We start from the raw sequence: 23,925 nt of genomic DNA on the forward strand, positions 1-23,925 counted from the left end.
AGCTATGTTAAACCGCGAGCTCGAAGTCACCCTCAATCTAGCCTTCAAGGAGGCTCGTTCGAAGCGTCATGAATTCATGACCGTCGAACATCTCCTGCTGGCCCTATTGGATAATGAGGCTGCCGCCACCGTATTACGCGCGTGCGGCGCCAACCTCGACAAACTCAAACATGACCTGCAGGAGTTCATCGACTCCACCACGCCACTGATCCCCGTGCATGATGAGGATCGTGAGACCCAGCCAACCCTGGGCTTCCAGCGTGTCCTGCAGCGCGCCGTGTTTCACGTACAGAGCTCGGGCAAACGCGAAGTGACCGGCGCCAACGTGCTGGTCGCCATCTTTAGTGAGCAAGAGAGTCAGGCAGTGTTCCTGCTGAAACAGCAGAGCGTTGCGCGCATCGATGTCGTCAACTACATCGCCCACGGTATCTCCAAGGTGCCCGGGCATGGCGATCACTCTGAAGGTGAGCAAGATATGCAGGACGACGAGGGCGGCGAGTCTTCTTCTTCTGGCAATCCCCTGGATGCTTATGCCAGCAACCTCAACGAACTCGCCCGCCAGGGTCGTATCGACCCACTGGTCGGTCGCGAGATGGAAGTCGAGCGTGTCGCGCAGATCCTGGCGCGTCGCCGTAAGAACAATCCGCTGCTGGTGGGCGAGGCGGGCGTGGGTAAAACCGCGATTGCCGAAGGCTTGGCCAAGCGTATTGTCGACAACCAGGTGCCTGACCTTCTGGCCAGCGCCGTGGTGTATTCGCTTGACCTGGGCGCATTGCTGGCCGGGACCAAATACCGCGGTGATTTCGAGAAGCGCTTCAAGGCGCTGCTCAACGAGTTGAAAAAGCGTCCGCAGGCGATCCTGTTCATCGACGAAATCCACACCATCATTGGTGCGGGTGCCGCGTCTGGTGGTGTCATGGATGCCTCGAACCTGCTTAAGCCGCTGCTGTCTTCCGGTGATATCCGCTGTATCGGTTCGACCACGTTCCAGGAGTTCCGCGGGATCTTCGAGAAGGACCGTGCCTTGGCTCGGCGCTTCCAGAAGGTCGATGTGTCGGAGCCTTCGGTGGAAGACACCATCGGCATCCTGCGCGGCCTGAAGGGGCGTTTCGAAGCGCACCACAGCATCGAGTACAGCGATGAGGCCCTGCGTGCCGCTGCCGAACTGGCGTCGCGCTACATCAATGACCGGCACATGCCGGACAAGGCCATCGACGTGATAGACGAAGCGGGTGCCTACCAGCGCCTGCAACCGGTCGAGAAGCGCGTTAAACGCATTGAGGTGCCTCAGGTCGAGGACATCGTGGCGAAAATCGCGCGAATTCCGCCTAAGCATGTCACCAGCTCCGATAAAGAGCTGCTGCGTAACCTTGAGCGCGACCTCAAGTTGACGGTGTTTGGCCAGGACGCTGCAATCGACTCGCTGTCGACTGCAATCAAGCTGTCCCGGGCAGGCCTCAAGTCGCCTGACAAACCAGTCGGATCGTTCCTGTTTGCCGGCCCGACTGGTGTTGGTAAAACCGAAGCAGCGCGTCAGTTGGCGAAGGCGTTGGGTATCGAACTGGTGCGATTCGATATGTCCGAGTATATGGAGCGCCATACCGTATCGCGTCTGATCGGTGCACCTCCAGGCTATGTCGGGTTCGATCAGGGCGGTCTGTTGACCGAAGCTATCACCAAGCAGCCACACTGCGTGCTGCTGCTCGATGAAATCGAGAAGGCGCATCCGGAAGTTTTCAACCTGCTGCTGCAGGTTATGGATCACGGTACGCTTACCGACAACAACGGGCGCAAGGCGGACTTCCGTAACGTGATCGTCATCATGACGACCAACGCCGGTGCCGAAACCGCAGCTCGCGCTTCGATCGGTTTCACCCATCAGGATCACTCGTCCGATGCGATGGAAGTAATCAAGAAGAGCTTTACGCCAGAGTTCCGCAACCGCCTGGACACCATTATCCAGTTTGGTCGCCTCAGTCATGAGGTCATCAAGAGCGTGGTGGACAAGTTCCTTACCGAGCTTCAAGCGCAGTTGGAGGACAAGCGCGTACAGCTGGAAGTCACCGATGCCGCGCGCAGCTGGCTGGCGGCGGGTGGCTACGATTCGGCGATGGGCGCTCGACCAATGGCACGCCTGATTCAGGACAAGATCAAGCGTCCGCTGGCGGAAGAGATCCTGTTTGGCGAACTGGCCGACCATGGCGGCGTGGTGCACATCGATCTGAAGGACGGCGAGCTGACCTTTGAGTTCGAAACCACGGCAGAAATGGCCTGACGTTAACCGCAACACGGCAAAAGGCGTCGAGAGGCGCCTTTTTGCTGCCTGCCATATTTCTTGCAATCACCTTATAACCCTGTGGGGGCTTGCCCGCGATGGCGGCAGCACATTCAACATCAATACAAGCTGATCCACCGCTATCGCGGGCAAGCCCGCCCCCACAGGAGGTTGATGTGCTGCCTCAAATCGCAGACAAACAAAAACGCCCGGCATAAGCCGGGCGTCTTGTATTGACCTGATTAGCGAGCGCGGTAAGTGATGCGCCCTTTGCTCAAGTCATAGGGCGTCAGCTCGACGCGCACTTTGTCACCGGTAAGAATACGGATGTAGTTCTTGCGCATCTTGCCGGATATATGCGCGGTTACGACGTGCCCATTTTCCAACTCCACACGAAACATGGTGTTGGGCAGGGTGTCGACGACAGTGCCTTCCATTTCGAAGCTGTCTTCTTTCGACATGCAGTAAAGCCCTCGGTGTCCAATGAATGGCCCGGTGCAACTGCGCCAGGCAAAAGCGGCGTGCATTGTGCCCGAAAAAGGGGGTTCAAGCCAAGGGGTTTAGGGCTTGCTCTAACTTAGAAGGACCCAGCGCTGGTTAATCAGCAGCTCTATGGGCCGATATTGCGTCTTGTAACTCATCTTTTTGCAGTTTTTGATCCAGTAGCCCAGGTACACCGCATCCAGTCCAAGGCGCTGGGCCTCGCTGATTTGCCACAGGATTGCGTACCTACCCAGGCTGCGGCGCTCTTCGGCGGGTTCGTAAAAGGTATAGACCGCCGACAGGCCATTGGGCAGCAAGTCTGTCACGGCCACTGCCAGCAACCGGCCGTCGCGACGAAATTCATAGAAACGCGAAAATGGCAGGTCGCGCACCAGAAAAGTGGAAAACTGATCGCGGCTGGGCGGATACATGTCGCCATCGGCATGCCGTTGCTCGATGTAGCGCTGGTAGAGGTCGAAGTACTCTTCACTGAACTGAGGTTTGGCTGGGCGTACCTGCAGATCGAGGTTGCGCTTGAAAATACGCTTCTGCTGGCGATTGGGAGCGAACTGAGCCACGGGGATGCGCGCGGGTACACACGCATTGCAATTCTGGCAGTGCGGGCGGTAAAGGTGATCACCACTGCGACGAAAACCCATTTCAGACAGATCTGCGTAGACATGCACGTCCATGGGCTGACTAGGGTCAAGGAACAGGGTGGTGGCCTGCTCTTCGGGCAGATAACTGCAAGAGTGGGGCTGAGTGGCATAGAACTTTAAGCGCGCCAACTCGGTCATGATCAACCCTCGGGGATAAACTTTAAATAAGTGTAAGCCAAGCGCGCGAAAGCCGCTCAGCAAACCCAGTTGGCGCGGTCGGGTTGATCCAGGTGCTGTGCAAGATAATGGGCGAATTCGCTGCGGGAAATCGCCCGGGCGCCGAGACTGTGTAAGTGGTCGGTCGGCATCTGGCAGTCGATCAGCACGAACCCCGAGTCTTTCAGGTGTTGTACCAGTGTGGCAAAGCCAAATTTAGAGGCGTTGTCGGCGCGACTGAACATCGACTCGCCGAAAAACAGCTGTCCCATCGCCAAGCCATAGAGGCCGCCGACCAACTCGCCCTGGTCCCACACCTCTACCGAGTGGGCGAAGCCACGCTGGTGCAACTCGAGATAAGCGTCCTGCATCGCAGCGGTGATCCAGGTGCCGTCGGCGTATTCGCGCGGGGCTGCGCAAGCCTGGATGACTGCAGCGAAATCGTGGTCGAAGGTCACCTGATAGCGCTGTTGACGCAGCAATTTGCTCAGGCTGCGCGAGACATGCAATTCATCGGGAAATAGCACTGTACGAGGATCGGGTGACCACCAGAGAATTGGCTGGCCTTCGGAGAACCACGGGAAACACCCATGGCGATAAGCCTGGATCAGGCGATCGGCCGACAAGTCGCCGCCCGCAGCCAGAAGGCCATTGGGATCGCGCATCGCCCGTTCCAGCGGCGGGAAGGTCAGTGAGTTGCGTTGTAACCAAGTCAGCATGGCATCCAGGCTTGCAGTAGGGAGGGCGGTGTCGGGCCGGCTGGCCCGACATCAAGTTTGCCGTCAAACGGCAAAAATGTCGTCGATGTATTTTTTACAGCTGTACCGCCTTGTAAGCGATTCAGTAACAGAGGGGGGCGAGTGCAACTTGGCGTGGTGAATGTGGTCGTAGATGAATCGCTCATAAGCCTTTGTCACGAAAGGCAATGCATGCTCAAATTGGATCGCAGGTCGCACGCTTTTGACTATGCTTGAAACTGAAGTTGCCAGCATGGCATCGGCGGTACAAACCCGTACAATGCGCGACTGTTACATAATATTGAACCTGCACCGTGTTTATAAAATGCGCGATGCAGTGGTAAAAGTAGTCCCGGTTGTGCCTGTCAATTTTTTTGCCTGCCCGGATTGGGCAGTTTTATAGTCATTCAACAGATGGACGCGCCACGGGCGCAGGAAAAGTAGCGTTTTGAAGAAATCCACCGCAGCACCTAAAACAGTCGTCGTTCCGCTCTGGCGGCAACAATTGCACTACCGACTCAAGGAAGGTGCGTTGATCGCCATCGGTGCCTTGTGCCTGTTCCTGATGATGGCCTTGCTGACCTACGGCAGGGACGATCCGGGCTGGAGCCACAACAGCAAGATCGACGACGTACAGAATTTCGGAGGTCCTGCCGGCTCCTACAGCGCCGATATCCTGTTCATGGTGCTGGGCTACTTCGCCTACATCTTCCCGCTGCTGCTCGCGGTCAAGGCCTACCAGATCTTCCGGCAACGCCATCAGCCGTGGGAATGGAGCGGCTGGCTGTTCTCCTGGCGCCTGATCGGCCTGGTGTTCCTGGTGCTGTCGGGTGCGGCCCTGGCCCATATCCATTTTCACGCGGCCACCGGTCTACCGGCGGGCGCGGGGGGCGCGCTGGGCGAGAGCCTCGGTGACTTGGCCCGCAATGCGTTGAACATCCAGGGCAGCACTTTGCTGTTCATCGCCTTGTTTCTGTTCGGTCTGACGGTGTTCACAGACTTGTCGTGGTTCAAGGTGATGGACGTCACCGGCAAGATTACCCTCGACCTGTTCGAACTGTTCCAAGGCGCTGCCAATCGCTGGTGGGTCGCTCGTGTGGAGCGCAAGCAACTGGTCGCGCAATTGCGTGAAGTCGATGACCGCGTACATAACGTGGTGGCGCCGACCGTTACCGACAAGCGCGAACAGGCCAAGGTCAAGGAGCGCCTGATCGAGCGTGAGCAGGCCCTCAGCAAGCACATGTCTGACCGCGAAAAGCAGGTGCCGCCGGTGATTGCCCCCGCGCCGCCAAAGCCTGCCGCGCCAAGCAAGCGAGTGGAAAAAGAAAAACAGGCGCCGCTGTTTGTCGACAGTGCCGTGGAAGGCACCTTGCCGCCGATCTCGATTCTCGACCCTGCGGAAAAGAAACAACTCAATTACTCGCCCGAATCCCTGGCTGCAGTTGGCCACTTGCTGGAAATCAAGCTCAAGGAATTTGGCGTCGAAGTGTCGGTGGATTCGATTCACCCCGGCCCGGTCATTACCCGTTACGAAATCCAGCCGGCGGCTGGCGTGAAGGTCAGTCGCATCTCTAACCTGGCCAAGGACCTTGCCCGCTCCCTGGCAGTGACCAGCGTCCGGGTTGTAGAAGTGATTCCGGGCAAGACCACGGTGGGTATCGAGATTCCGAACGAGGACCGCCAGATCGTGCGCTTCTCCGAAGTGCTCTCGACCCCGGAATACGACAACTTCAAGTCGCCGGTGACCCTGGCCCTGGGCCACGACATTGGTGGCAAGCCGGTGATCACCGACTTGGCGAAGATGCCGCATTTGCTGGTGGCCGGTACCACCGGCTCCGGTAAATCCGTGGGCGTGAACGCGATGATCCTGTCGATCCTGTTCAAGTCCGGCCCGGAAGACGCGAAGCTGATCATGATCGACCCCAAGATGTTGGAGTTGTCGATCTACGAAGGTATTCCGCACCTGCTGTGCCCGGTCGTTACCGACATGAAAGACGCGGCTAACGCCCTGCGCTGGAGCGTGGCGGAGATGGAGCGTCGGTACAAGCTGATGGCGAAGATGGGCGTGCGTAACCTGTCGGGCTTCAACGCCAAGGTCAAGGAAGCCCAGGACGCTGGCGAGCCGTTGACTGATCCGCTGTACAAGCGCGAAAGCATTCATGATGAAGCACCGCTGTTGACCAAGCTGCCGACCATCGTCGTGGTGGTCGACGAATTTGCCGACATGATGATGATCGTCGGCAAGAAGGTTGAAGAGCTGATTGCCCGTATCGCCCAGAAAGCCCGTGCTGCCGGTATCCACCTGATCCTCGCGACCCAGCGTCCGTCGGTTGATGTGATCACGGGTCTGATCAAGGCCAACATTCCGACGCGCATGGCGTTCCAGGTGTCGAGCAAGATCGACTCGCGGACCATCATCGACCAGGGTGGCGCCGAGCAACTGCTGGGCCATGGTGACATGTTGTACATGCCGCCCGGCACCAGCCTGCCGATCCGGGTCCACGGCGCTTTCGTATCCGATGACGAGGTTCACCGGGTGGTTGAAGCCTGGAAGCTGCGCGGTGCACCGGAATACAACGATGACATCCTCGCCGGTGTCGAAGAGGCAGGCAGCGGTTTTGAGAATGGCGGTGGTGGCGGTGATGACGACGCCGAAACCGACGCGCTGTACGACGAAGCAGTGCAGTTCGTGCTGGAAAGCCGTCGTGCGTCCATTTCTGCGGTTCAGCGCAAGCTGAAGATCGGCTACAACCGCGCTGCGCGCATGATCGAAGCCATGGAGATGGCCGGGGTCGTGACGTCCATGAACACCAACGGTTCCCGCGAAGTCCTGGCGCCAGGCCCGGTTCGCGACTGATCTGATTTGCAAGGGTGGTGCCCCGGGCGCCGCCCGCACTCCCACGAATATCAAGAGGACTCCCATGCGTCTTATCCGCATGCTGTTGCTGCCGGTACTGGCTTTGACCACGCTCTCGGCCCACGCCGATGACAAGGACGTGGCGCGCCTGACCCAACTCCTGGAAAAATCCCAGACCCTGAGCGCACGCTTCTCCCAGCTGACCCTGGATGGCGGCGGCACCCAATTGCAGGAAACCGCAGGGCAGATGTCCCTGCAACGCCCTGGCCTGTTCTACTGGCACACTGATGCGCCGCAGGAACAGCTGATGGTATCGGACGGCAAGAAGGTCTCCCTGTGGGACCCGGACCTGGAACAGGTCACGATCAAGAACCTTGACCAGCGCCTGACCCAGACCCCAGCGCTGCTGTTGTCCGGTGACGTGTCCAAGATCAGCCAGAGCTTCGACGTCAGCGCCAAGGAAGCTGGTGGCGTAATCGACTTCACCTTGAAGCCCAAAACCAGGGACACCCTGTTCGACAGTCTGCGCCTGTCGTTCCGCAATGGCCTGGTCAATGACATGCAACTGATCGACAGCGTCGGCCAGCGCACCAATATCCTGTTCACCGGGGTGAAGGCCAATGAGCCGATCCCGGCGTCCAAGTTCAAGTTCGACATCCCGAAGGGTGCGGACGTCATCCAGGAATAAACCAGGCCCCTTGTAGGAGCGAGCTTGCTCGCGATGGTCGTCAACGATAATGATGTCAGCCTGACACCCCGCAGTGTTTCGGTATGCATCGCGAGCAAGCTCGCTCCTACAGGTATTCGGTGTTCAGCAGTTCGAAGTTCTACACCAAGGCCCAGTAAGGTTTCAGAGGTAGTGATGGACCTGTTCAGTAGCGCCCCGATAGCTCAACCCCTGGCCGCCCGCCTGCGCGCGGCCAATCTGGATGAGTACGTCGGTCAGGAACATCTGCTGGCTCGCGGCAAGCCTTTGCGCGAAGCCCTGGAGCAGGGTGCGCTGCATTCGATGATTTTCTGGGGGCCGCCGGGTGTGGGCAAGACCACCCTGGCGCGACTCTTGGCGGAAGTTTCCGACGCGCACTTCGAAACAGTTTCGGCGGTACTGGCCGGGGTGAAGGAAATCCGCCAGGCAGTGGAAATCGCCAAGCAGCAGGCCGGGCAATACGGCAAGCGCACCATCCTGTTTGTCGATGAAGTGCACCGTTTCAATAAGTCCCAGCAGGATGCATTCCTGCCCTACGTCGAAGACGGTACCCTGATCTTCATCGGCGCGACGACTGAAAACCCCTCATTCGAACTCAACAACGCCTTGCTTTCCCGGGCTCGCGTTTATGTGCTCAAAAGCCTCGACGAAGCGGCCCTGCGCAAACTGGTACAGCGCGCCCTGACCGAAGAACGCGGCCTGGGCAAGCGTCAGCTGACCCTCAGTGATGAAGGCTTCCAGATGTTGCTGACGGCCGCCGATGGCGATGGCCGGCGCCTGCTCAATCTGCTGGAAAACGCCTCGGACCTCGCCGAAGATAACAGCGTAATCGGCGTCGATTTGCTTCAGAGCCTGCTCGGTGATACCCGTCGCCGATTCGACAAGGGTGGCGAAGCGTTTTATGACCAGATTTCCGCGCTGCACAAATCGGTGCGCGGCTCCAGCCCAGATGGTGCGCTGTACTGGTTCGCGCGTATGATCGACGGCGGTTGCGACCCCCTGTACCTGGCCCGGCGCGTGGTGCGCATGGCCAGCGAAGATATCGGCAATGCTGACCCCCGCGCGCTGAGCTTGTGCCTGGCGGCGTGGGAAGTACAGGAGCGTCTGGGCAGTCCGGAAGGCGAACTCGCCGTGGCACAGGCCATCACCTACCTGGCCTGCGCACCAAAAAGCAATGCGGTTTACATGGGCTTCAAGGCCGCCATGCGCAGTGCCACCGAACATGGCTCCCTGGAAGTGCCTTTGCACTTACGCAATGCACCCACCAAGCTGATGAAACAACTAGGCTATGGCGACGAGTACCGTTATGCCCACGATGAACCAGACGCGTACGCCGCCGGCGAAGATTATTTTCCTGAAGCGCTTGAGCCACAACCTTTCTATCAACCGGTGCCTCGGGGCCTGGAGTTGAAGATTGGCGAGAAGCTCAACCACTTGGCTCAACTTGATCGTCTGAGCCCCAGGCAGCGGAGAAAATAGTGATTCCACTGATTATCGCCGTCTCGATCGGCGGCATCGCCGGCACACTGTTGCGCTTCACCACCGGCAATTGGGTCAACGCAAATTGGCCGCGGCACTTCTATACCGCTACGCTGGCCGTTAATATCGTGGGCTGTCTGCTGATCGGCGTGTTGTACGGCCTGTTTCTGATACGTCCGGAAGTGCCCATTGAGGTGCGCGCCGGGTTGTTGGTCGGCTTCCTTGGGGGGCTGACGACTTTTTCATCCTTTTCACTGGATACCGTGCGCCTGCTGGAAAGCGGGCAAGTGTTGCTAGCCTTGGGCTATGCGGCCATCAGCGTATTCGGCGGGCTGCTCGCCACCTGGGCCGGCCTGTCCCTGACCAAACTTTGATAACGAGAGACCGACATGCTCGATTCCAAACTGTTACGTAGCAACCTTCAGGACGTAGCGGACCGCCTGGCATCCCGTGGCTACACGTTGGATGTTGCACGCATCGAAGCGCTGGAAGAGCAGCGCAAGACTGTCCAGACCCGCACCGAAGCACTGCAGGCTGAACGTAATGCGCGCTCCAAGTCCATCGGTCAGGCCAAGCAGCGTGGCGAAGACATCGCGCCGTTGATGGCAGACGTCGAGCGCATGGCCAACGAACTGGGCGCGGGCAAAGTGGAGCTGGACGCCATTCAGACCGAACTGGACTCGATCCTGCTCGGCATCCCGAACCTGCCGCACGAGTCCGTGCCGGTCGGCAAGGATGAAGATGACAACGTCGAAGTGCGCCGCTGGGGCACCCCGACCGTTTTCGATTTCCCGGTTCAGGACCACGTCGCCCTGGGCGAAAAATTCGGCTGGCTGGATTTCGAAACCGCTGCCAAGTTGTCCGGTGCACGCTTCGCCCTGTTGCGCGGTCCGATCGCTCGTCTGCACCGCGCCCTGGCGCAGTTCATGATCAACCTGCACACCAGCGAGCATGGCTATGAAGAGGCCTACACGCCTTATCTGGTCCAGGCGCCGGCGCTGCAAGGCACCGGCCAGCTGCCGAAATTCGAGGAAGACCTGTTCAAGATCGTCCGCGAAGGCGAAGCCGACCTGTACCTGATCCCGACGGCCGAAGTGTCGCTGACCAACATCGTGGCCGGCGAAATCGTCGACTCGAAACTGCTGCCCATCAAGTTCGTCGCCCACACTCCATGCTTCCGCAGTGAAGCCGGCGCGTCGGGTCGTGACACCCGCGGCATGATCCGCCAGCATCAGTTCGACAAGGTCGAGATGGTTCAGATCGTCGAGCCATCGACTTCGATGGAGGCCCTGGAAGGGCTGACCGCCAACGCCGAGAAAGTCCTGCAACTGCTGGAGCTGCCATATCGCACCCTGGCGCTGTGCACCGGCGACATGGGCTTCAGCGCGGTCAAGACCTACGACCTGGAAGTGTGGATTCCGAGCCAGGACAAGTACCGCGAGATTTCGTCGTGCTCCAACTGCGGCGACTTCCAGGCCCGGCGCATGCAAGCGCGTTTCCGCAACCCGGAAACTGGCAAGCCCGAGTTGGTCCACACACTTAACGGTTCTGGCCTGGCGGTCGGTCGGACCCTGGTTGCGGTACTGGAAAACTACCAGCAGGCCGACGGTTCGATCCGTGTGCCGCAAGTGCTGAAACCGTATATGGGTGGCCTTGAGGTCATCGGCTAAATGGACTATCTGCCGCTGTTTCACAACCTTCGCGGCAGTCGTGTGTTGGTCGTCGGTGGGGGGGAGATTGCCTTGCGCAAATCCCGCCTGCTGGCCGAAGCCGGTGCTCTGCTGCGAGTGGTTGCACCTGAAATCGAACCGCAACTGCGCGAACTGGTGGCCGGCAGCGGCGGCGAGTGCATGCTTCGCGGTTACGTCGAGACGGATCTGCACGGTTGCGGGCTGATCATTGCCGCCACCGACGACGAGCCCTTGAACGCACAAGTCTCCGCCGATGCCCATCGGCGTTGCGTGCCGGTCAACGTTGTGGATGCGCCTGCACTGTGCAGCGTGATCTTCCCGGCGATCGTTGACCGTTCGCCGTTGGTCATTGCGGTCTCCAGCGGCGGTGATGCGCCGGTACTGGCGCGGTTGATCCGGGCCAAACTGGAAACCTGGATTCCCTCCACCTACGGCCAACTGGCCGGTCTGGCGGCGCGTTTTCGCAGCCAGGTCAAAGGACTGTTCCCGGATGTGCAGCAACGCCGGGCGTTCTGGGAAGACGTGTTCCAGGGCCCCATCGCCGATCGGCAACTGGCCGGGCAGGGCACTGAGGCCGAGCGCCTGCTGCAAGCGAAAATCGACGGTGAAGCCACTGTGGCGACCGGTGAAGTCTATCTGGTGGGCGCAGGCCCGGGTGATCCGGACCTGCTGACCTTTCGTGCACTGCGCCTGATGCAGCAAGCCGACGTGGTGCTGTACGACCGTCTGGTGGCGCCGGCGATTCTCGACTTATGCCGCCGCGATGCCGAGCGGGTCTATGTTGGCAAGCGTCGGGCCGATCACGCGGTGCCCCAGGACCAGATCAACCAACAGTTGGTGGACCTTGCCAAGCAAGGCAAGCGCGTAGTGCGGTTGAAGGGGGGGGATCCGTTCATCTTCGGCCGCGGCGGTGAAGAGATTGAGGAACTGGCGGCCCATGGCATCCCGTTCCAGGTGGTGCCCGGCATCACGGCTGCCAGTGGTTGCGCCGCTTACGCGGGCATCCCGCTGACGCACCGTGACTACGCGCAGTCAGTACGCTTTGTCACCGGGCACCTGAAGGATGGCTCCACCGATCTGCCGTGGGCCGACCTGGTCGCGCCTGCGCAGACCCTGGTGTTCTACATGGGACTGGTGGGCTTGCCGGTCATCTGCGAACAGCTGATCAGGCATGGCCGCGCTGCGGATACTCCAGCGGCGTTGATCCAGCAGGGCACTACCGTCAATCAGCGGGTGTTTACCGGCACCTTGGCCGATCTGCCACGGCTGGTGGCGGAGCATGAAGTACATGCGCCGACCTTGGTGATTGTTGGGGAAGTGGTGCAACTGCGCGAGAAACTGGCGTGGTTTGAAGGGGCTCAGGCGCAGGTCTAGTTAGACCGAGTCGCCTTCTTCGCGGGCAAGCCCGCTCCCACAGGCTTTGTGATGAAGCTGCAATCTACCTCATCACACAAACCCCTTTGGGAGCGGGCTTTCCCGCGAAGATGTCCTCAAAATCGGCATAAATCTCAAGCTTTGCGCCAAACCCCTTTCCCACTCAACCGCCCCCGATCATGCCCAGCAGTAAAGTCCTGCACCGGCCCCTTGGGCACAACCCCAGTCGGGTTGATGGTTTTGTGACTGCCGTAGTAGTGATTCTTGATGTGGGTGAAGTCCACAGTCCCGGCAATCCCCGGCCACTGATACATCTCCCGCAACCAGTTCGACAGATTCGGATAATCGGCAATCCGCCGCAGGTTGCACTTGAAGTGCCCGTGATACACCGCATCAAAGCGAATCAACGTCGTAAACAATCGAACATCGGCCTCGGTCAGGTACTCACCAACCAGGTAACGATTGGCGCCTAACAGCGATTCCAGCCGATCCAGCTCCGCAAACACTTCATCAAATGCTTCTTCATAGGCCTGCTGCGAGGTGGCAAAACCTGCGCGATACACACCGTTGTTGACCGCCGGGTAAATTCTCTCGTTCAGCGCATCGATTTCGCCACGCAGCGCTGCCGGGTAGAAGTCCAGGTCGTTGCCGGTCAAATCATCGAACGCACTGTTGAACATGCGGATGATCTCCGCCGATTCGTTGCTGACGATACGTTGCTGTTGTTTGTCCCACAGCACTGGCACCGTGACCCGGCCGGTGTAGTTGGCGGTATCGGCGGTGTAGCGCTGGTGCATGAAATCGAAGTGATCGAGCTTGTCGCCGGTGGAGCCGAGGCTCTGGTCAAAGGTCCAGCCGTTCTCCAGCATTAGCCAACTGACCACCGACACATCGATCAGTCCTTCCAGGCCTTTGAGCTTGCGCAGGATCAGCGTGCGATGAGCCCAGGGACAGGCCAGGGAAACGTACAGATGATAACGCCCGGCTTCAGCGGAAAAACCACCGACTCCGCTGGGACCAGGCTGGCCGTCTTTGGTCACCCAGTTGCGACGTTGCGCCTGCTCGCGCTGGAATGCGCCGTCTTTGCTGCTTTCGTACCACTGGTCATGCCAGCGGCCTTCGACTAACAAACCCATGTTCAAGACTCCTCAACCAATAAGCGTTGGAGAGGAGTCTATTCCGATAGGTTCGAACAAAAAGCGCAAAGGTTGGGCAGTTATGATCGGTTAAATCGATCTTTCCCGAGCGTCCCAGTACTGACGGGCCGTTTCGAACGCCTGCTCCCGGGGTTGGCCGAGGCCGCGCAGGGCCAGGGCCATGGTCGCGATCAGGGCCATTTGCGGATAGCTGTCGACCACGTCGCCACGCCAGACTGCTTTCAACTGTTCAGGGTCCAGTGCAGCCGGTTTGACGTGCCGCTGGCTGGACATCTGTGGCCATTCCTCATCCCAGCTTATGCCGCCAGTGGTGCCATAGAGGTGGCTGTCGGCGTCCGGATTGATCTCGATTTCGCCACCGTCGCCCTTGACCACGATCGCGGTGTCGCCGAGCAGGCCGCTGGCATCACGGTGCACTGCCTGGTAACCAGGGTGGAAGATGCTTTGCAGGCCACAGCGTGCACCCAGCGGATTGAGAATGCGGGTCAGGGAATGGATCGGCGAACGCAGGCCCAGGGTGTTGCGCAGGTCGATCATGCGCTGCAGTTGCGGCGCCCAGTCCACCAGCGGCATGAATGCCAGGCCGCTGTTATCCAGTGCGGCGCCAACTTGCTGCCAGTTGCGGCACAGCGGGATCTGCAACCCTTGCAGCAACTGCTCGCTGTACAGCCGACCGGCCGTGTGCGCGCCGCCACCGTGCATGAAAATTCGCACGCCGTTCTGCGCCAGGCACTTGGCCGCCAGCAGATACCAGGGTAAGTGGCGCTTTTTGCCGGCGTAGGTCGGCCAGTCCAGATCGACATTCAGTGCCGGTGCCTGCAAGCGTGCACGCAAGGCTTCGGTGAAGCCGGCCATTTCCTCGGCGCTTTCTTCCTTGTGGCGCAGCAGCATCAGAAACGCACCCAACTGGGTGTCCTCGACTTGGTCGTCTAGCACCATGCCCATGGCGACCCGTGCTTCGACCCGGGTCAGGTCGCGGGCGCCACGCTTGCCCTTGCCGAGAATCCGCACGAACTGGGCGAACGGGTGTTCGGCGGGCGTTTCGAGGGTCAGCGCTGGGTAGTCGGTCATAAGCAATTCGTCGGTTTGGGCAGGCCCGCCAGTTTCGCGGCGAGTTTGGCAGGGGTGCCTTTGAACAGTCGGTTGAGGTGCAGGCTGTTGCCTTTTTCCGGGCCGAGCTTCAATGCGGTGTACTTGATCAGCGGCCGGGTGGCCGGGGACAGCTGAAATTCAGCATAAAAGCTGCGCAGCAGTTCAAGGATCTCCCAGTGCTCGGGGCTGAGCTCGATATCTTCGGCAGCGGCGAGGGCGCTGGCCACTTCGGCGGACCAGTCGCCGAGTTCGACCAGGAAGCCGTCCTTGTCCACTTCGATGGCGCGGGCGCCAACTGTCAGGGCATTCATAGCCAGCTGTTGACCTTGTCGTAGCGGATCGACAGTTCGACGAAGGCCGGGTAGTCGATGCTGCCGGCCCAGTCTGGAACGCTCACCGCGCGGGCCTGGGCGTCTTCCGCCAGGACGAACAGTTTCAGGCCGTGCGCACTCAGCGCGTCGAATGGTGCAGTCCCCGGTTGCAGGGCGTACACCGCATCGCCGCTGAGCAGCAGTCCATCGTCGGCACCGAAGATGCGCAGGCAACTGCTCAGGCGGTCGTCGCCGAACGGGGAATGGGACAACACATGCAAGGTCGACATCAGAGGGTAATCACCTGATCGTAACGGTCAATAAGTGCGGTGACTTCGTGGGCGGCCAGCCCCTGGGCTTCTTCCAGCGCAAAACTGCTCAGGCCACGGGCGGCGGCACTGTCGGCACAGACGAACAACGCTTCGACACCGAACATCGGCAGCGCTTGCAGATTGGCACTGAGGTCTTTCTGCTGCAGGGCCTTGGCGTCTTGTCCGGCGGCGAGCTGGAACACCCCGTCATCGAGAAACAGCAGGCCGATGGGCAGGTCGAAGGCGCCACCGGCAAGCACGATGTCCAGCGCTTCCCGAGCACTCGGTCCGGACCAGGGCGACTGGCGGCTGATGATCAATAAGGATTTGGCCATTTTATGCGCCTCCGAAGCAGATCAGACGATCGGCGTCCTGGACCGCGTCGTGCAGTTGGCCAAGGCCGGACAGCTCCCACGGCGCCCCGACCGCGACCGAGCGCTGGTAACGATTGGCTTCTTCCTCATTCAACACGCCACGGCGCAGCGCGGCGGCGATGCACACCACGCCGTCGAGCTGATGGTCGGCGACGAATTCGCGCCATTGCCGGGGCAAGTCCAGCTCATCCTGGGCAGTCACCACGCTGGCCGACGCGTTATAGACACCATCCTGGTAGAAAAACAGCCGGACAATCTCATGTCCCCCAGCCAGCGCGGCCTGGGCAAACAACAGGGCACGGCGCGAGGAGGGCGCATGGGCGGCGGAAAACAGTGCGATGGCGAACTTCATGACGGACTCGATCAGCGAAACTGCGAGCATGATAAAGCTTTATGGGTGGGTGGCGAAGCGGGTTTCGGTTCAGACCGAGGGGTTCCCTCATGAGCAAGTCGAATCGTCGCACCGTCGCTCCCACACTAGATCGCATTCCTCAATGCGAACCCGGTCAAAATGCGGGAACGGGCTTGCTCGCGAAAGCGGCCTTAGCATCGACACAAATACCAGACCTACCGCGGCATATACCCCAACTGCCAACGCCGCGGAATTTTCAGCGACAGCACCCCGATCACCCCGGCCAGCAGCCCGCTGACAAACAGCGCCCTGAGCCCCAGATGATGCTCCAGCAGCGCACCCAGCACCGCACCGGCAAACATCCCGGTCCACGGGATCAACTGCACCCGCCAGCCGTTGCGCTGCTCCCCCAGCATCCATCGGCCCAACCCGCGGCCAAACCGCGAGAGGGCGCCAGTCACATAGGTGAGCCCGACCGGCAGGCCGTTGACCTCTTCCACGGCTGCGTTGAGCATGCCCATGGCGATGATCGCTGCCAGCAGGGCTGGCAACTGTTCTTCATAAGGCCAGGCAGCCGCGCCGCACAGCAGCATGGCGATGCACAGCAACAACGGCAGCGCCCGGCGGCCGCCGAGGCGGCTGACGACAATACCCAGTGCATTGCCGATAACGAAGGTGGCGACCAGGATCACCAGGCGCAAGGTCAGGCCCAAATCGCCGTCGCTGATGGCGACGGCTAGGCGAGTGGTGTTGCCGCTCATGAACGAGACGAAGTCACCACTGGCCATGAAGCCAATGGCATCGGTCATGCCGGCAAGTACCGAGAGGCTGGCGACCAGAGACAGGCCGATACGCCCGCGCCATTTACGAGCGTGCAGATGACCGTCGCTGGCGCGGTTACTGGAGGGCGAAGGTAACATCGGTGCGGGTATCCTTGAGCATGGGTTATTTACCCAATCCATATAACTCGCAATACTCCAACCAGTCCATGCCCGCCATCTCGGCCACTTCGCGGTGAACTTCCAGGCGCTGCGCCTGATAGTCCGCTTCAGTCGCGGCGGTCAATTGCAACGTCAACTCCCAGGCGAACAGACCAAGGCACTCAGCCTCGGCTTCGTAGGCTTCGTGCAGCCGTTCTTCGCGGTACTGCGCGGCAGTCTCGCCCTTGGCCTGGGCCAACAGCGGGTTGAGGTTGTCGAGTTCGACGCGCAGTTCAGGGCGCTGGTCGAGAAACTTCTTCAGTGCCTGTTCATGTTGCTGTTCGGTTGCCGCCATGGTTGCTCCTGGAGAGGTTACGAATTCTGCTTTTTGCTGGCCTTGGCCGCAGCCGCCAGGCATTCGAGGGCAAATTGCTCGGGGTAGGTCATCTGGATTGGTGTGGTCTCGCCCTTGACGGTGCGTTCGCCTTCAAGGATGTAGCGGATGCGCTTGTCGGTGACGCCGATGCGCTTGGCGATCCAGGACGGCGTCTGGCCAATCTGGCTGATCAGCTTGTCGGCGTATTCGGCGGTCGGTTTGTAGTATTCGGCGTTAGGTGTCATGGCCTTTCCAGAAAATGCGCCCGCAAATCGGGCAATCGGACGTTTATGGCGCGACAGGGTGCGTGAATCGTCACGCGGTGTCGCGGTATAAATGAAGTAAAGCAGAATGAAACGTTGAGCCTGGATGATACAGTCGGCTTTTTCCTGATGAGTGAACACAATGCGAATTCTGCTGCTGGCCCTGGCCGCGACCCTGCTGTTGGGCTGCGCGGGCTCGGTGATGAACGATGCTCGCACCAAAACCCCGTACCGGACCCTGAAGTCGGACAAACCGGAAAAAGTCGTCGCCCAGTGCGTGCAATTTTCCTGGCAGGACGAGGCGGTGTTCGGCGTCGATGCGGGCGCCTACCTGCAGCCGGGCGAGAAGGGCGGATCGACCGTCTACACCCGTGCGGCGGAGTCGTTCGTGGACGTGACCACGGATGCGGCGTCGGGGACCGTGTTGAGCTATTACGCCCAGCAGGATGATTTTGTGGCCAAACGACGGTTGGCGGCGTTGGCTACCTGCCTCTGATCGAACAAAATTTCACACATCACCCCCTGTGGGCGTGTATCGCCTGCAGGGTCAGGCGATGTTGATCAGGCGCTTCTGGAAAAAGAAGCGCTTATGCCCCGGCGGGTAATCGACGATCTGCCCGAACTCGCTATAACCCATCTTCCGGTAGAACCCCGGCGCCTGGAACTCGAAGGTGTCTAGCCAGATCCCCAGGCATTCCTTCTCCCTGGCATGATCCTCGGCCATGCGCATCAGCCGTGAACCCAGGCCCTGTCCCCGGGCATTCTCCGGCACCGACAGCAACTCGATATACAACCACTGATAAAACACCCGGCCATACAGGCCGCCGAGAATCTGCTCGTGTTCGTCGCGCACCAGCAGGGCGATAGGCTCTGGTTTCGTGACACCCGTCTTCGAAGCGTTGTAGGCGCGCAACGGCAGGATAAGCGCCTGGTGCTCCTCTTCGGTGGGGGCTTGCGTTACTTCTATGTGTAGCGTCATCAGCTAAATCCTTATGGCCATGAGTGAACGCGCTGCAGCTTAGCGCGTCGATCACAGCTTGATCCACCCCTTCTGTGGAACTGTCACTCACGCGCAAATGTCTAGCTATTACAGCGTCATTCGAGAACGCAGCCGATGAGGACCACCCGTGAATATTTTTGAAGCCTTGCGCGAAAGCCACGACCGTCAACGTACCTATGCCGATGCGCTGATCCAGACCAGTGGCGATACCCCTGAGCGTGCCGAGGCCTACAAGCGCCTGAAGTCCGAACTGCAGGCCCACGAAACCGCCGAGGAGCGGCACTTCTACATCCCGTTGATGGAGTTCGACAATGGCGTTGACCTTAGCCGTCACGCGATTTCCGAGCATCACGAGATGGACGAGATGATGGAAACCCTCGACGAGACCGAGATGTCCAGCCCTTCCTGGCTGGCCACCGCGAAGAAGTTGTCCGAGAAGGTCCATCACCACTTGAAAGAGGAAGAGCAGAAGTTCTTCCAGATGGCCGGCAAACTGCTGAGCGACACGCAGAAGGACGCGTTAGCGGGACAGTACCTGAAGGAATTCGACGAGCAGCTAAAGCAGGCGTCCTGAAGGGAGTCCCCGCCTGAGCCATTGCTGACAACTCTGTAGGCGCCGGGGAGGCGCAAATCGCAATCGCGGCCATACTTCGTACTGCTCTTGAAACGTTCCCTCTGTTTGCCCCCGAACCTGAAAACAAAAAGAGACCGAATCATGAAGTTCGAACCTTTTGCCAAATCGCTGATAGCGACCTCCCTGGTGCTCAGTTGTCTATCTACTCAAGCGGCCTCCGTGGCCCCGGTCGCGGCCGAAAACGGCATGGTCGTCACCGCCCAGCACCTGGCGAGTCACGTGGGTGTCGATGTGCTCAAGAACGGTGGCAACGCGGTCGATGCCGCTGTCGCAGTCGGCTATGCGCTGGCGGTGGTCTACCCTGCAGCCGGCAACCTCGGCGGCGGTGGCTTCATGACTATACAACTGGCCGACGGGCGCAAGACCTTCCTCGACTTCCGTGAAAAAGCGCCGTTGGCAGCCACTGCCGACATGTATCTGGATAAAGAGGGCAATGTCGTTCCTGACCTCAGTACCCGTGGGCATCTGGCGGTGGGCGTGCCGGGTACTGTGTCGGGCATGGAGTTGGCTCTGTCGAAATACGGCACCAAGTCGCGTAAAGAAGTGATTGCCCCGGCAATCAAGCTCGCCGAAGACGGTTTTGAGCTGGAACAGGGCGATGTCGAACTGCTGGAATACGCCACCGACGTCTTCAAAAAAGACATGAAGGATTCCGGTTCGATCTTCCTGAGCAACGGCGAACCGATGCAGGTCGGTCAGAAATTGGTGCAAAAAGACCTGGGTAAAACCCTGCGGGAAATCTCCGAGAAGGGCGCCGACGGTTTTTATAAAGGCTGGGTCGCTGACGCTATCGTCACCTCTAGCCAAGCCAACAAGGGCATCATCACCCAGGCCGACCTCGACAAATACAAGACCCGTGAACTGGCACCGGTGGAGTGCGACTACCGGGGTTATCACGTGGTCTCGGCACCACCGCCAAGCTCCGGCGGCGTGGTGATCTGCGAGATCATGAACATCCTCGACGGCTACCCGATGAAAGATCTGGGCTACCGCTCGGCCCAGGGCATGCACTACCAGATCGAAGCCATGCGCCACGCCTATGTGGACCGCAACAGCTACCTCGGCGACCCGGATTTCGTGAAGAATCCGATCGAGCACCTGCTGGACAAGAACTATGCGACCAAGATCCGCGCCGCCATCGACCCGAAAAAGGCCGGTGTGTCCCGCGAGATCAAGCCCGGCGTTGCCCCCCATGAAGGCAGCAACACCACCCATTACTCCATCGTCGATAAATGGGGCAATGCGGTATCGGTGACCTACACACTCAACGACTGGTTTGGCGCAGGGGTCATGGCCAGCAAGACCGGGGTCATCCTAAACGATGAGATGGACGACTTCACCTCGAAGATCGGCGTACCGAACATGTACGGCCTGGTCCAAGGCGAGGCCAATATCATCGCCCCCGGCAAGGCGCCGCTGTCGTCGATGAGCCCGACCATTGTTACTAAGGACGGTAAGGTGGTGATGGTCGTCGGCACCCCTGGGGGTAGTCGCATCATTACTGCGACACTGCTGACCATTCTCAACGTGATCGACTATGGGATGAACATCCAGGAAGCGGTCGATGCCCCGCGTTTCCATCAGCAATGGCTGCCGGAAGAAACCAACCTGGAAACCTTTACCACCAGCCCGGACACAGTGAAGATGCTCGAAAGCATGGGCCACAAGTTCGCCGGCCCCCAGGACGCCAACCACGTGGCAGCGATACTGGTCGGCGCGCCTTCGCTTGATGGCAAGCCGGTTGGCAAAAACCGCTTCTATGGAGCCAACGACCCGCGGCGCAATACCGGTTTGTCGCTCGGCTATTGAAAGTTGTATTTAAAGGGGGACAGATCTATTTTCTGTCTCCTGTTTGTTATTTACAGCACCGCTAACTCAAGGAAGGAAAATCATGACCACCGCACTGCTGATCATCGACGTACAGCAAGCCTTGTGCACCGGCCAGTACGAATGCTTTGATATTCAACGGGTGATTGCCACCATCAACACGCTCAGTGCCAGGGCCAGGGCCGCGAGGATCCCGGTCGTACTCATCCAGCACGAAGAAAAGGGCGACTTGCTGCAAAACGGCTCCGAGGGCTGGCAACTCGCAACGCAACTGCTCACCTCAACCGAGGATCTGCGGGTAGGCAAGACCACCGGCGACTCGTTCTACCAGACCCCACTTAAAGCATTGCTGCAAGAGCGCGAGGTTGATCGCCTGATCATCTGCGGCTTGCAAACTGATTACTGCGTGAACGCCACCCTCCGGCAGGCGCATGACCTGGGCTACGACGTGGTGCTCGCCGCCGACGCGCATTCCACGGTCGATAACGGCAATCTTACCGCTGAAGACATCATCGCCGAACACAACCAAACCCTGGCCCACTTGACCGGCCCGGTAGGCCGGATCGACGTCATGCCCGCGAACGAAATCAAGCTCTAAGCCGCACCTATGGCACACCGTCAGGCGCCCCTGTAGGGGCGAGCTTGCTCGCAATTCACGAAAGACCACCGCGTCTATCCTGAATGCACGCGTTATCGTTCACGTCCATCGCGAGCAAGCTCGCTCCTACAAGAATACATACCGCCGGCCGGGCTCCGGTTCCACGGCTGCACTTAACCCCTGGGACACCAACCCCACGTTCTTACTTTGGCAGAGGCGAACCTGTCGTGGATGTTGTCGCGGTTTTCTCTGGCTGCCTGCATTTCAAAGGGGGGGCCTTAGGAACTGTAGGAACTGTAGGAACTGTAGGAACTGTAGGAGCTGTCGAGTAAAACGAGGCTGTGATCTTTTGATCTATCCTTGCTACCAACAATACCCCAACCCACCCCCACGGAGACAACCCGCCATGCCCCTCCAGGCCCTGCGCGCCGATGCCAGCCACCTCGACCTCATTGCTCCGTTGTTCGACGCCTACCGCGTTTTCTACCGCCAGCCCTCGAACTTGGTGCAATCGCGCGCTTTCATCGCCGAGCGCATCGCCAGGGACGAGTCGGTGATTTTCCTTGCCCAGGACGACACAGGTGAGGCGCTGGGATTCGTCCAGCTGTTCCCGACCTTTTCCTCCATCGACGCGCACCGCACCTGGCTGCTCGGGGACCTCTTCACCACGCCCAATGCCCGCGGTCGCGGAGTCGGGACTTTGCTGATGAACACGGCGCGTTCCGTTGCCGTGTTGTCGGGCGGCAAAGGCATGATGCTGGAGACCGCCACCGACAATTTCAGCGCCCAGCGCCTTTACGAATCGCTGGGTTACGTGCGCGACACCGGCTACTACACCTACTGCCTCGATTTGCAGCAGCGCTGACAATCAGCGCGCCGGCAGGCCCCACGCTGAGCGAACCTGTTCGTATTGCGCTTCGGGCATTTGCACCAGCAGTGGCAATTGACGAGGGTCCAGCCAGCCGAGCAAGCGGGTGATGTCCGCCGTATCCATGGCCGTGCAGCCCGCCGTTGGCGAGGTGGGGCTGCGCCAGATGTGGAAGAAGATGCACGAGCCTGCGCCGCTGGTCGCCGGGGTGTTGTGCTGGATGAAGATGCCCTTGCGATACAGCACATCCTCGCTGCGCATGTGCTCGGAGCTGTTCCAGTCTTTGGCAATGGCGGTGCCCTCGACCAGTTCGTTGTAGCGAGTGGACTGGCTGTCATCCACGCATTCGGTGGACGGCGTCAACGCCAGGTAGGGCAGCTTCGTCGGCGGGGCCGGATCGAAACCGAATGCCGTGCCCAAGGTGAAGACACCGGCAGGTGCCTTGCCGTCGCCTTCGCGCTTGACCGGGCCTGCGCCGGATTCAAACGAACCCTTGCCCCAGGCCATCCCGTGCGTGCCAACTACCACCGCAAAGGCGCCGCCGGCTTTGCGTAAGGTGCTGCCATCGCGTTCATAGCGCTGGGCGCTGCCCTGGATGGCGTCCCAGTTTTTGCTCGTGACCACGATTAACTGCTGGCTGGCATTGATCAGATCGCGAGTGCTCAGGGGAGTGATTGGGAAATCCATCACCGGTTTTTTTGCCCCTTCGTCAGCGTAGGTGAAGTGCCACCACTCCTTCGAATAGCCGGTAAAGCCCGCCTGTTCCATGGCGCTGGTGAGCCGCTGGCGATTGGCTTGTGCCGTGGCATTGATCGCTGTGCTGGCGGTGTGGGCGCGCTCGTCGAAACAGTCGAAACCGGTGCCCATATCCACCGCACCATCGTGCCAGCGCTGGTCAACGGGCGCGGTGCAGTCTACCTGCGAGGCCGCAGGCGTCCATTTGGCGGCTGGCAGCGCCTGCGGCCCGGTCAGGGTCAGGTCGACGGTTGAGCCTTTGGAGTGGCCTGAAACCCGCGCCACATAACCCAGCCGCCAGAAGTCCTGCTTATCCACCTGGGGGTAAAACTCGGTCTTTCGCGGGTCGCCCGGCTCTGTCGCAAAGCGGCCCATGTCGGCCACTGCGCGGCTGGGGCGATAGCAGTCGAAAACCTTCAAACCGTAGCCTTCGGCGCGCAGGGCCGTCTGCACTCGGGCCAGGGCCTGGGCGGCCTCCAGGGACAACAGACACTCGGCAGCGACATACCCGTCGAGTGAGCGACCGGTGAAGTTGTGGGCGCTGGCGTAGCGGATGTCCTGCTCGATGCTCGGGTCGATAGTGCGCAAATACACCATGTGACCGGGCCGGGACTCGGCGCTGGCGGTGGTCACCATCGCAAGGTTCAGAAGGGTGAATATTGCAGTTCTCAGGCGCATGGTCAGAGTAGC

Annotated in this window: 26 protein-coding genes; 12 read left to right on the forward strand and 14 right to left on the reverse strand. The window is 59.9% G+C overall.

Going from position 1 to position 23,925, the window contains the following annotated elements; all coding sequences use genetic code 11:
• The first annotated feature begins 4 nt into the window (after nt 1-4).
• Complete coding sequence (clpA, locus tag L9059_RS14085) at nt 5-2,275, forward strand: ATP-dependent Clp protease ATP-binding subunit ClpA (protein WP_247291631.1); 2,271 nt, start codon at nt 5-7, stop codon at nt 2,273-2,275.
• Between the two features lie 242 nt (nt 2,276-2,517).
• On the opposite strand, the gene infA is transcribed toward clpA, so the two are convergent.
• From infA to aat, 3 genes are all read right to left on the reverse strand, one after another.
• On the reverse strand, nt 2,518-2,736 hold the full coding sequence (infA, locus tag L9059_RS14090) for a translation initiation factor IF-1 (RefSeq protein WP_002553999.1): 219 nt from the start codon (nt 2,734-2,736) through the stop codon (nt 2,518-2,520).
• Between the two features lie 111 nt (nt 2,737-2,847).
• Nucleotides 2,848-3,555 carry an arginyltransferase gene (locus L9059_RS14095; RefSeq protein ID WP_247291632.1) on the reverse strand — a complete coding sequence of 236 codons (708 nt, stop codon included), beginning with the start codon at nt 3,553-3,555 and terminating at the stop codon, nt 2,848-2,850.
• A 56-nt stretch (nt 3,556-3,611) separates the two neighbouring features.
• On the reverse strand, nt 3,612-4,292 hold the full coding sequence (aat, locus tag L9059_RS14100; RefSeq protein ID WP_247291633.1) for a leucyl/phenylalanyl-tRNA--protein transferase: 681 nt from the start codon (nt 4,290-4,292) through the stop codon (nt 3,612-3,614).
• 466 nt (nt 4,293-4,758) lie between these two features.
• Between aat and L9059_RS14105 the strand changes: the two genes are divergently transcribed.
• From L9059_RS14105 to cysG, 6 genes are all read left to right on the forward strand, one after another.
• Nucleotides 4,759-7,167, forward strand: a complete 2,409-nt coding sequence (locus L9059_RS14105) for a DNA translocase FtsK (protein ID WP_247291634.1) — start codon at nt 4,759-4,761, stop codon at nt 7,165-7,167.
• Nucleotides 7,168-7,231: 64 nt separating this feature from the next.
• Entirely contained in the window at nt 7,232-7,855 is a 624-nt protein-coding gene (lolA, locus tag L9059_RS14110; RefSeq protein WP_247291635.1) for an outer membrane lipoprotein periplasmic chaperone LolA, read from the forward strand.
• 174 nt (nt 7,856-8,029) lie between these two features.
• Entirely contained in the window at nt 8,030-9,352 is a 1,323-nt protein-coding gene (locus L9059_RS14115) for a replication-associated recombination protein A (RefSeq protein ID WP_247291636.1), read from the forward strand.
• Nucleotides 9,352-9,726: a fluoride efflux transporter CrcB gene (gene crcB / locus L9059_RS14120; protein WP_247291637.1), complete on the forward strand. Its 375-nt coding sequence runs from the start codon at nt 9,352-9,354 to the stop codon at nt 9,724-9,726. The genes L9059_RS14115 and crcB overlap by 1 nt, the downstream gene beginning before the upstream one ends.
• Nucleotides 9,727-9,741: 15 nt before the next feature.
• The gene (gene serS / locus L9059_RS14125) at nt 9,742-11,022 is read left to right on the forward strand and encodes a serine--tRNA ligase (protein ID WP_247291638.1); all 1,281 of its coding nucleotides are present in this window, start codon (nt 9,742-9,744) and stop codon (nt 11,020-11,022) included.
• The gene (gene cysG / locus L9059_RS14130; RefSeq protein ID WP_247291639.1) at nt 11,023-12,417 is read left to right on the forward strand and encodes a siroheme synthase CysG; all 1,395 of its coding nucleotides are present in this window, start codon (nt 11,023-11,025) and stop codon (nt 12,415-12,417) included.
• Between the two features lie 134 nt (nt 12,418-12,551).
• Here the strand turns inward: cysG and L9059_RS14135 are convergent, their stop codons facing one another.
• From L9059_RS14135 to L9059_RS14175, 9 genes are all read right to left on the reverse strand, one after another.
• Nucleotides 12,552-13,553, reverse strand: coding sequence for a glutathione S-transferase family protein (locus tag L9059_RS14135; RefSeq protein WP_247291640.1), 1,002 nt, complete (start codon nt 13,551-13,553; stop codon nt 12,552-12,554).
• A 90-nt stretch (nt 13,554-13,643) separates the two neighbouring features.
• Nucleotides 13,644-14,645 carry a glycosyl transferase family protein gene (locus L9059_RS14140; RefSeq protein ID WP_247291641.1) on the reverse strand — a complete coding sequence of 334 codons (1,002 nt, stop codon included), beginning with the start codon at nt 14,643-14,645 and terminating at the stop codon, nt 13,644-13,646.
• Nucleotides 14,642-14,977: a TusE/DsrC/DsvC family sulfur relay protein gene (locus L9059_RS14145; RefSeq protein WP_247291642.1), complete on the reverse strand. Its 336-nt coding sequence runs from the start codon at nt 14,975-14,977 to the stop codon at nt 14,642-14,644. The genes L9059_RS14140 and L9059_RS14145 overlap by 4 nt, the downstream gene beginning before the upstream one ends.
• Nucleotides 14,974-15,267 carry a sulfurtransferase complex subunit TusB gene (gene tusB, locus L9059_RS14150; RefSeq protein ID WP_247291643.1) on the reverse strand — a complete coding sequence of 98 codons (294 nt, stop codon included), beginning with the start codon at nt 15,265-15,267 and terminating at the stop codon, nt 14,974-14,976. Before tusB ends, L9059_RS14145 begins: the two co-directional genes overlap by 4 nt.
• On the reverse strand, nt 15,267-15,623 hold the full coding sequence (gene tusC, locus L9059_RS14155) for a sulfurtransferase complex subunit TusC (protein WP_247291644.1): 357 nt from the start codon (nt 15,621-15,623) through the stop codon (nt 15,267-15,269). Before tusC ends, tusB begins: the two co-directional genes overlap by 1 nt.
• 1 nt (nt 15,624) lies before the next feature.
• Nucleotides 15,625-16,014 (reverse strand): sulfurtransferase complex subunit TusD, encoded by a 390-nt coding sequence (gene tusD, locus L9059_RS14160; RefSeq protein ID WP_247291645.1) that lies wholly within the window; start codon nt 16,012-16,014, stop codon nt 15,625-15,627.
• Between the two features lie 215 nt (nt 16,015-16,229).
• On the reverse strand, nt 16,230-16,934 hold the full coding sequence (locus L9059_RS14165) for a YoaK family protein (RefSeq protein WP_247291646.1): 705 nt from the start codon (nt 16,932-16,934) through the stop codon (nt 16,230-16,232).
• Nucleotides 16,935-16,959: 25 nt separating this feature from the next.
• Nucleotides 16,960-17,289: a DUF6388 family protein gene (locus L9059_RS14170; protein ID WP_247291647.1), complete on the reverse strand. Its 330-nt coding sequence runs from the start codon at nt 17,287-17,289 to the stop codon at nt 16,960-16,962.
• A gap of 17 nt (nt 17,290-17,306) precedes the next feature.
• Nucleotides 17,307-17,555: a hypothetical protein gene (locus L9059_RS14175; RefSeq protein WP_247291661.1), complete on the reverse strand. Its 249-nt coding sequence runs from the start codon at nt 17,553-17,555 to the stop codon at nt 17,307-17,309.
• Nucleotides 17,556-17,715: 160 nt separating this feature from the next.
• On the opposite strand from L9059_RS14175, the gene L9059_RS14180 reads away from it, so the two are divergent.
• Nucleotides 17,716-18,069 (forward strand): hypothetical protein, encoded by a 354-nt coding sequence (locus L9059_RS14180; RefSeq protein ID WP_247291648.1) that lies wholly within the window; start codon nt 17,716-17,718, stop codon nt 18,067-18,069.
• A gap of 51 nt (nt 18,070-18,120) precedes the next feature.
• On the opposite strand, the gene L9059_RS14185 is transcribed toward L9059_RS14180, so the two are convergent.
• Nucleotides 18,121-18,552 (reverse strand): GNAT family N-acetyltransferase, encoded by a 432-nt coding sequence (locus L9059_RS14185; protein WP_247291649.1) that lies wholly within the window; start codon nt 18,550-18,552, stop codon nt 18,121-18,123.
• Between the two features lie 148 nt (nt 18,553-18,700).
• Between L9059_RS14185 and L9059_RS14190 the strand changes: the two genes are divergently transcribed.
• The 4 genes from L9059_RS14190 to L9059_RS14205 all read left to right on the forward strand — a co-directional run bounded on the left by L9059_RS14190 (nt 18,701) and on the right by L9059_RS14205 (nt 22,497).
• A complete protein-coding gene (locus L9059_RS14190; RefSeq protein ID WP_247291650.1) occupies nt 18,701-19,147 on the forward strand; it encodes a hemerythrin domain-containing protein in 447 nt (148 codons plus the stop codon).
• Nucleotides 19,148-19,288: 141 nt separating this feature from the next.
• Complete coding sequence (ggt, locus tag L9059_RS14195; protein ID WP_247291651.1) at nt 19,289-21,016, forward strand: gamma-glutamyltransferase; 1,728 nt, start codon at nt 19,289-19,291, stop codon at nt 21,014-21,016.
• Between the two features lie 82 nt (nt 21,017-21,098).
• Complete coding sequence (locus L9059_RS14200; protein WP_247291652.1) at nt 21,099-21,632, forward strand: cysteine hydrolase family protein; 534 nt, start codon at nt 21,099-21,101, stop codon at nt 21,630-21,632.
• A gap of 406 nt (nt 21,633-22,038) precedes the next feature.
• A complete protein-coding gene (locus L9059_RS14205) occupies nt 22,039-22,497 on the forward strand; it encodes a GNAT family N-acetyltransferase (protein ID WP_247291653.1) in 459 nt (152 codons plus the stop codon).
• Between the two features lie 3 nt (nt 22,498-22,500).
• Here L9059_RS14205 and L9059_RS14210 read toward each other — a convergent pair whose 3' ends face one another.
• Nucleotides 22,501-23,913: a M15 family metallopeptidase gene (locus L9059_RS14210; protein WP_345894356.1), complete on the reverse strand. Its 1,413-nt coding sequence runs from the start codon at nt 23,911-23,913 to the stop codon at nt 22,501-22,503.
• Nucleotides 23,914-23,925 lie beyond the last annotated feature (12 nt).

Source organism: Pseudomonas violetae (assembly GCF_023072615.1).
GTDB lineage: Bacteria > Pseudomonadota > Gammaproteobacteria > Pseudomonadales > Pseudomonadaceae > Aquipseudomonas > Aquipseudomonas violetae.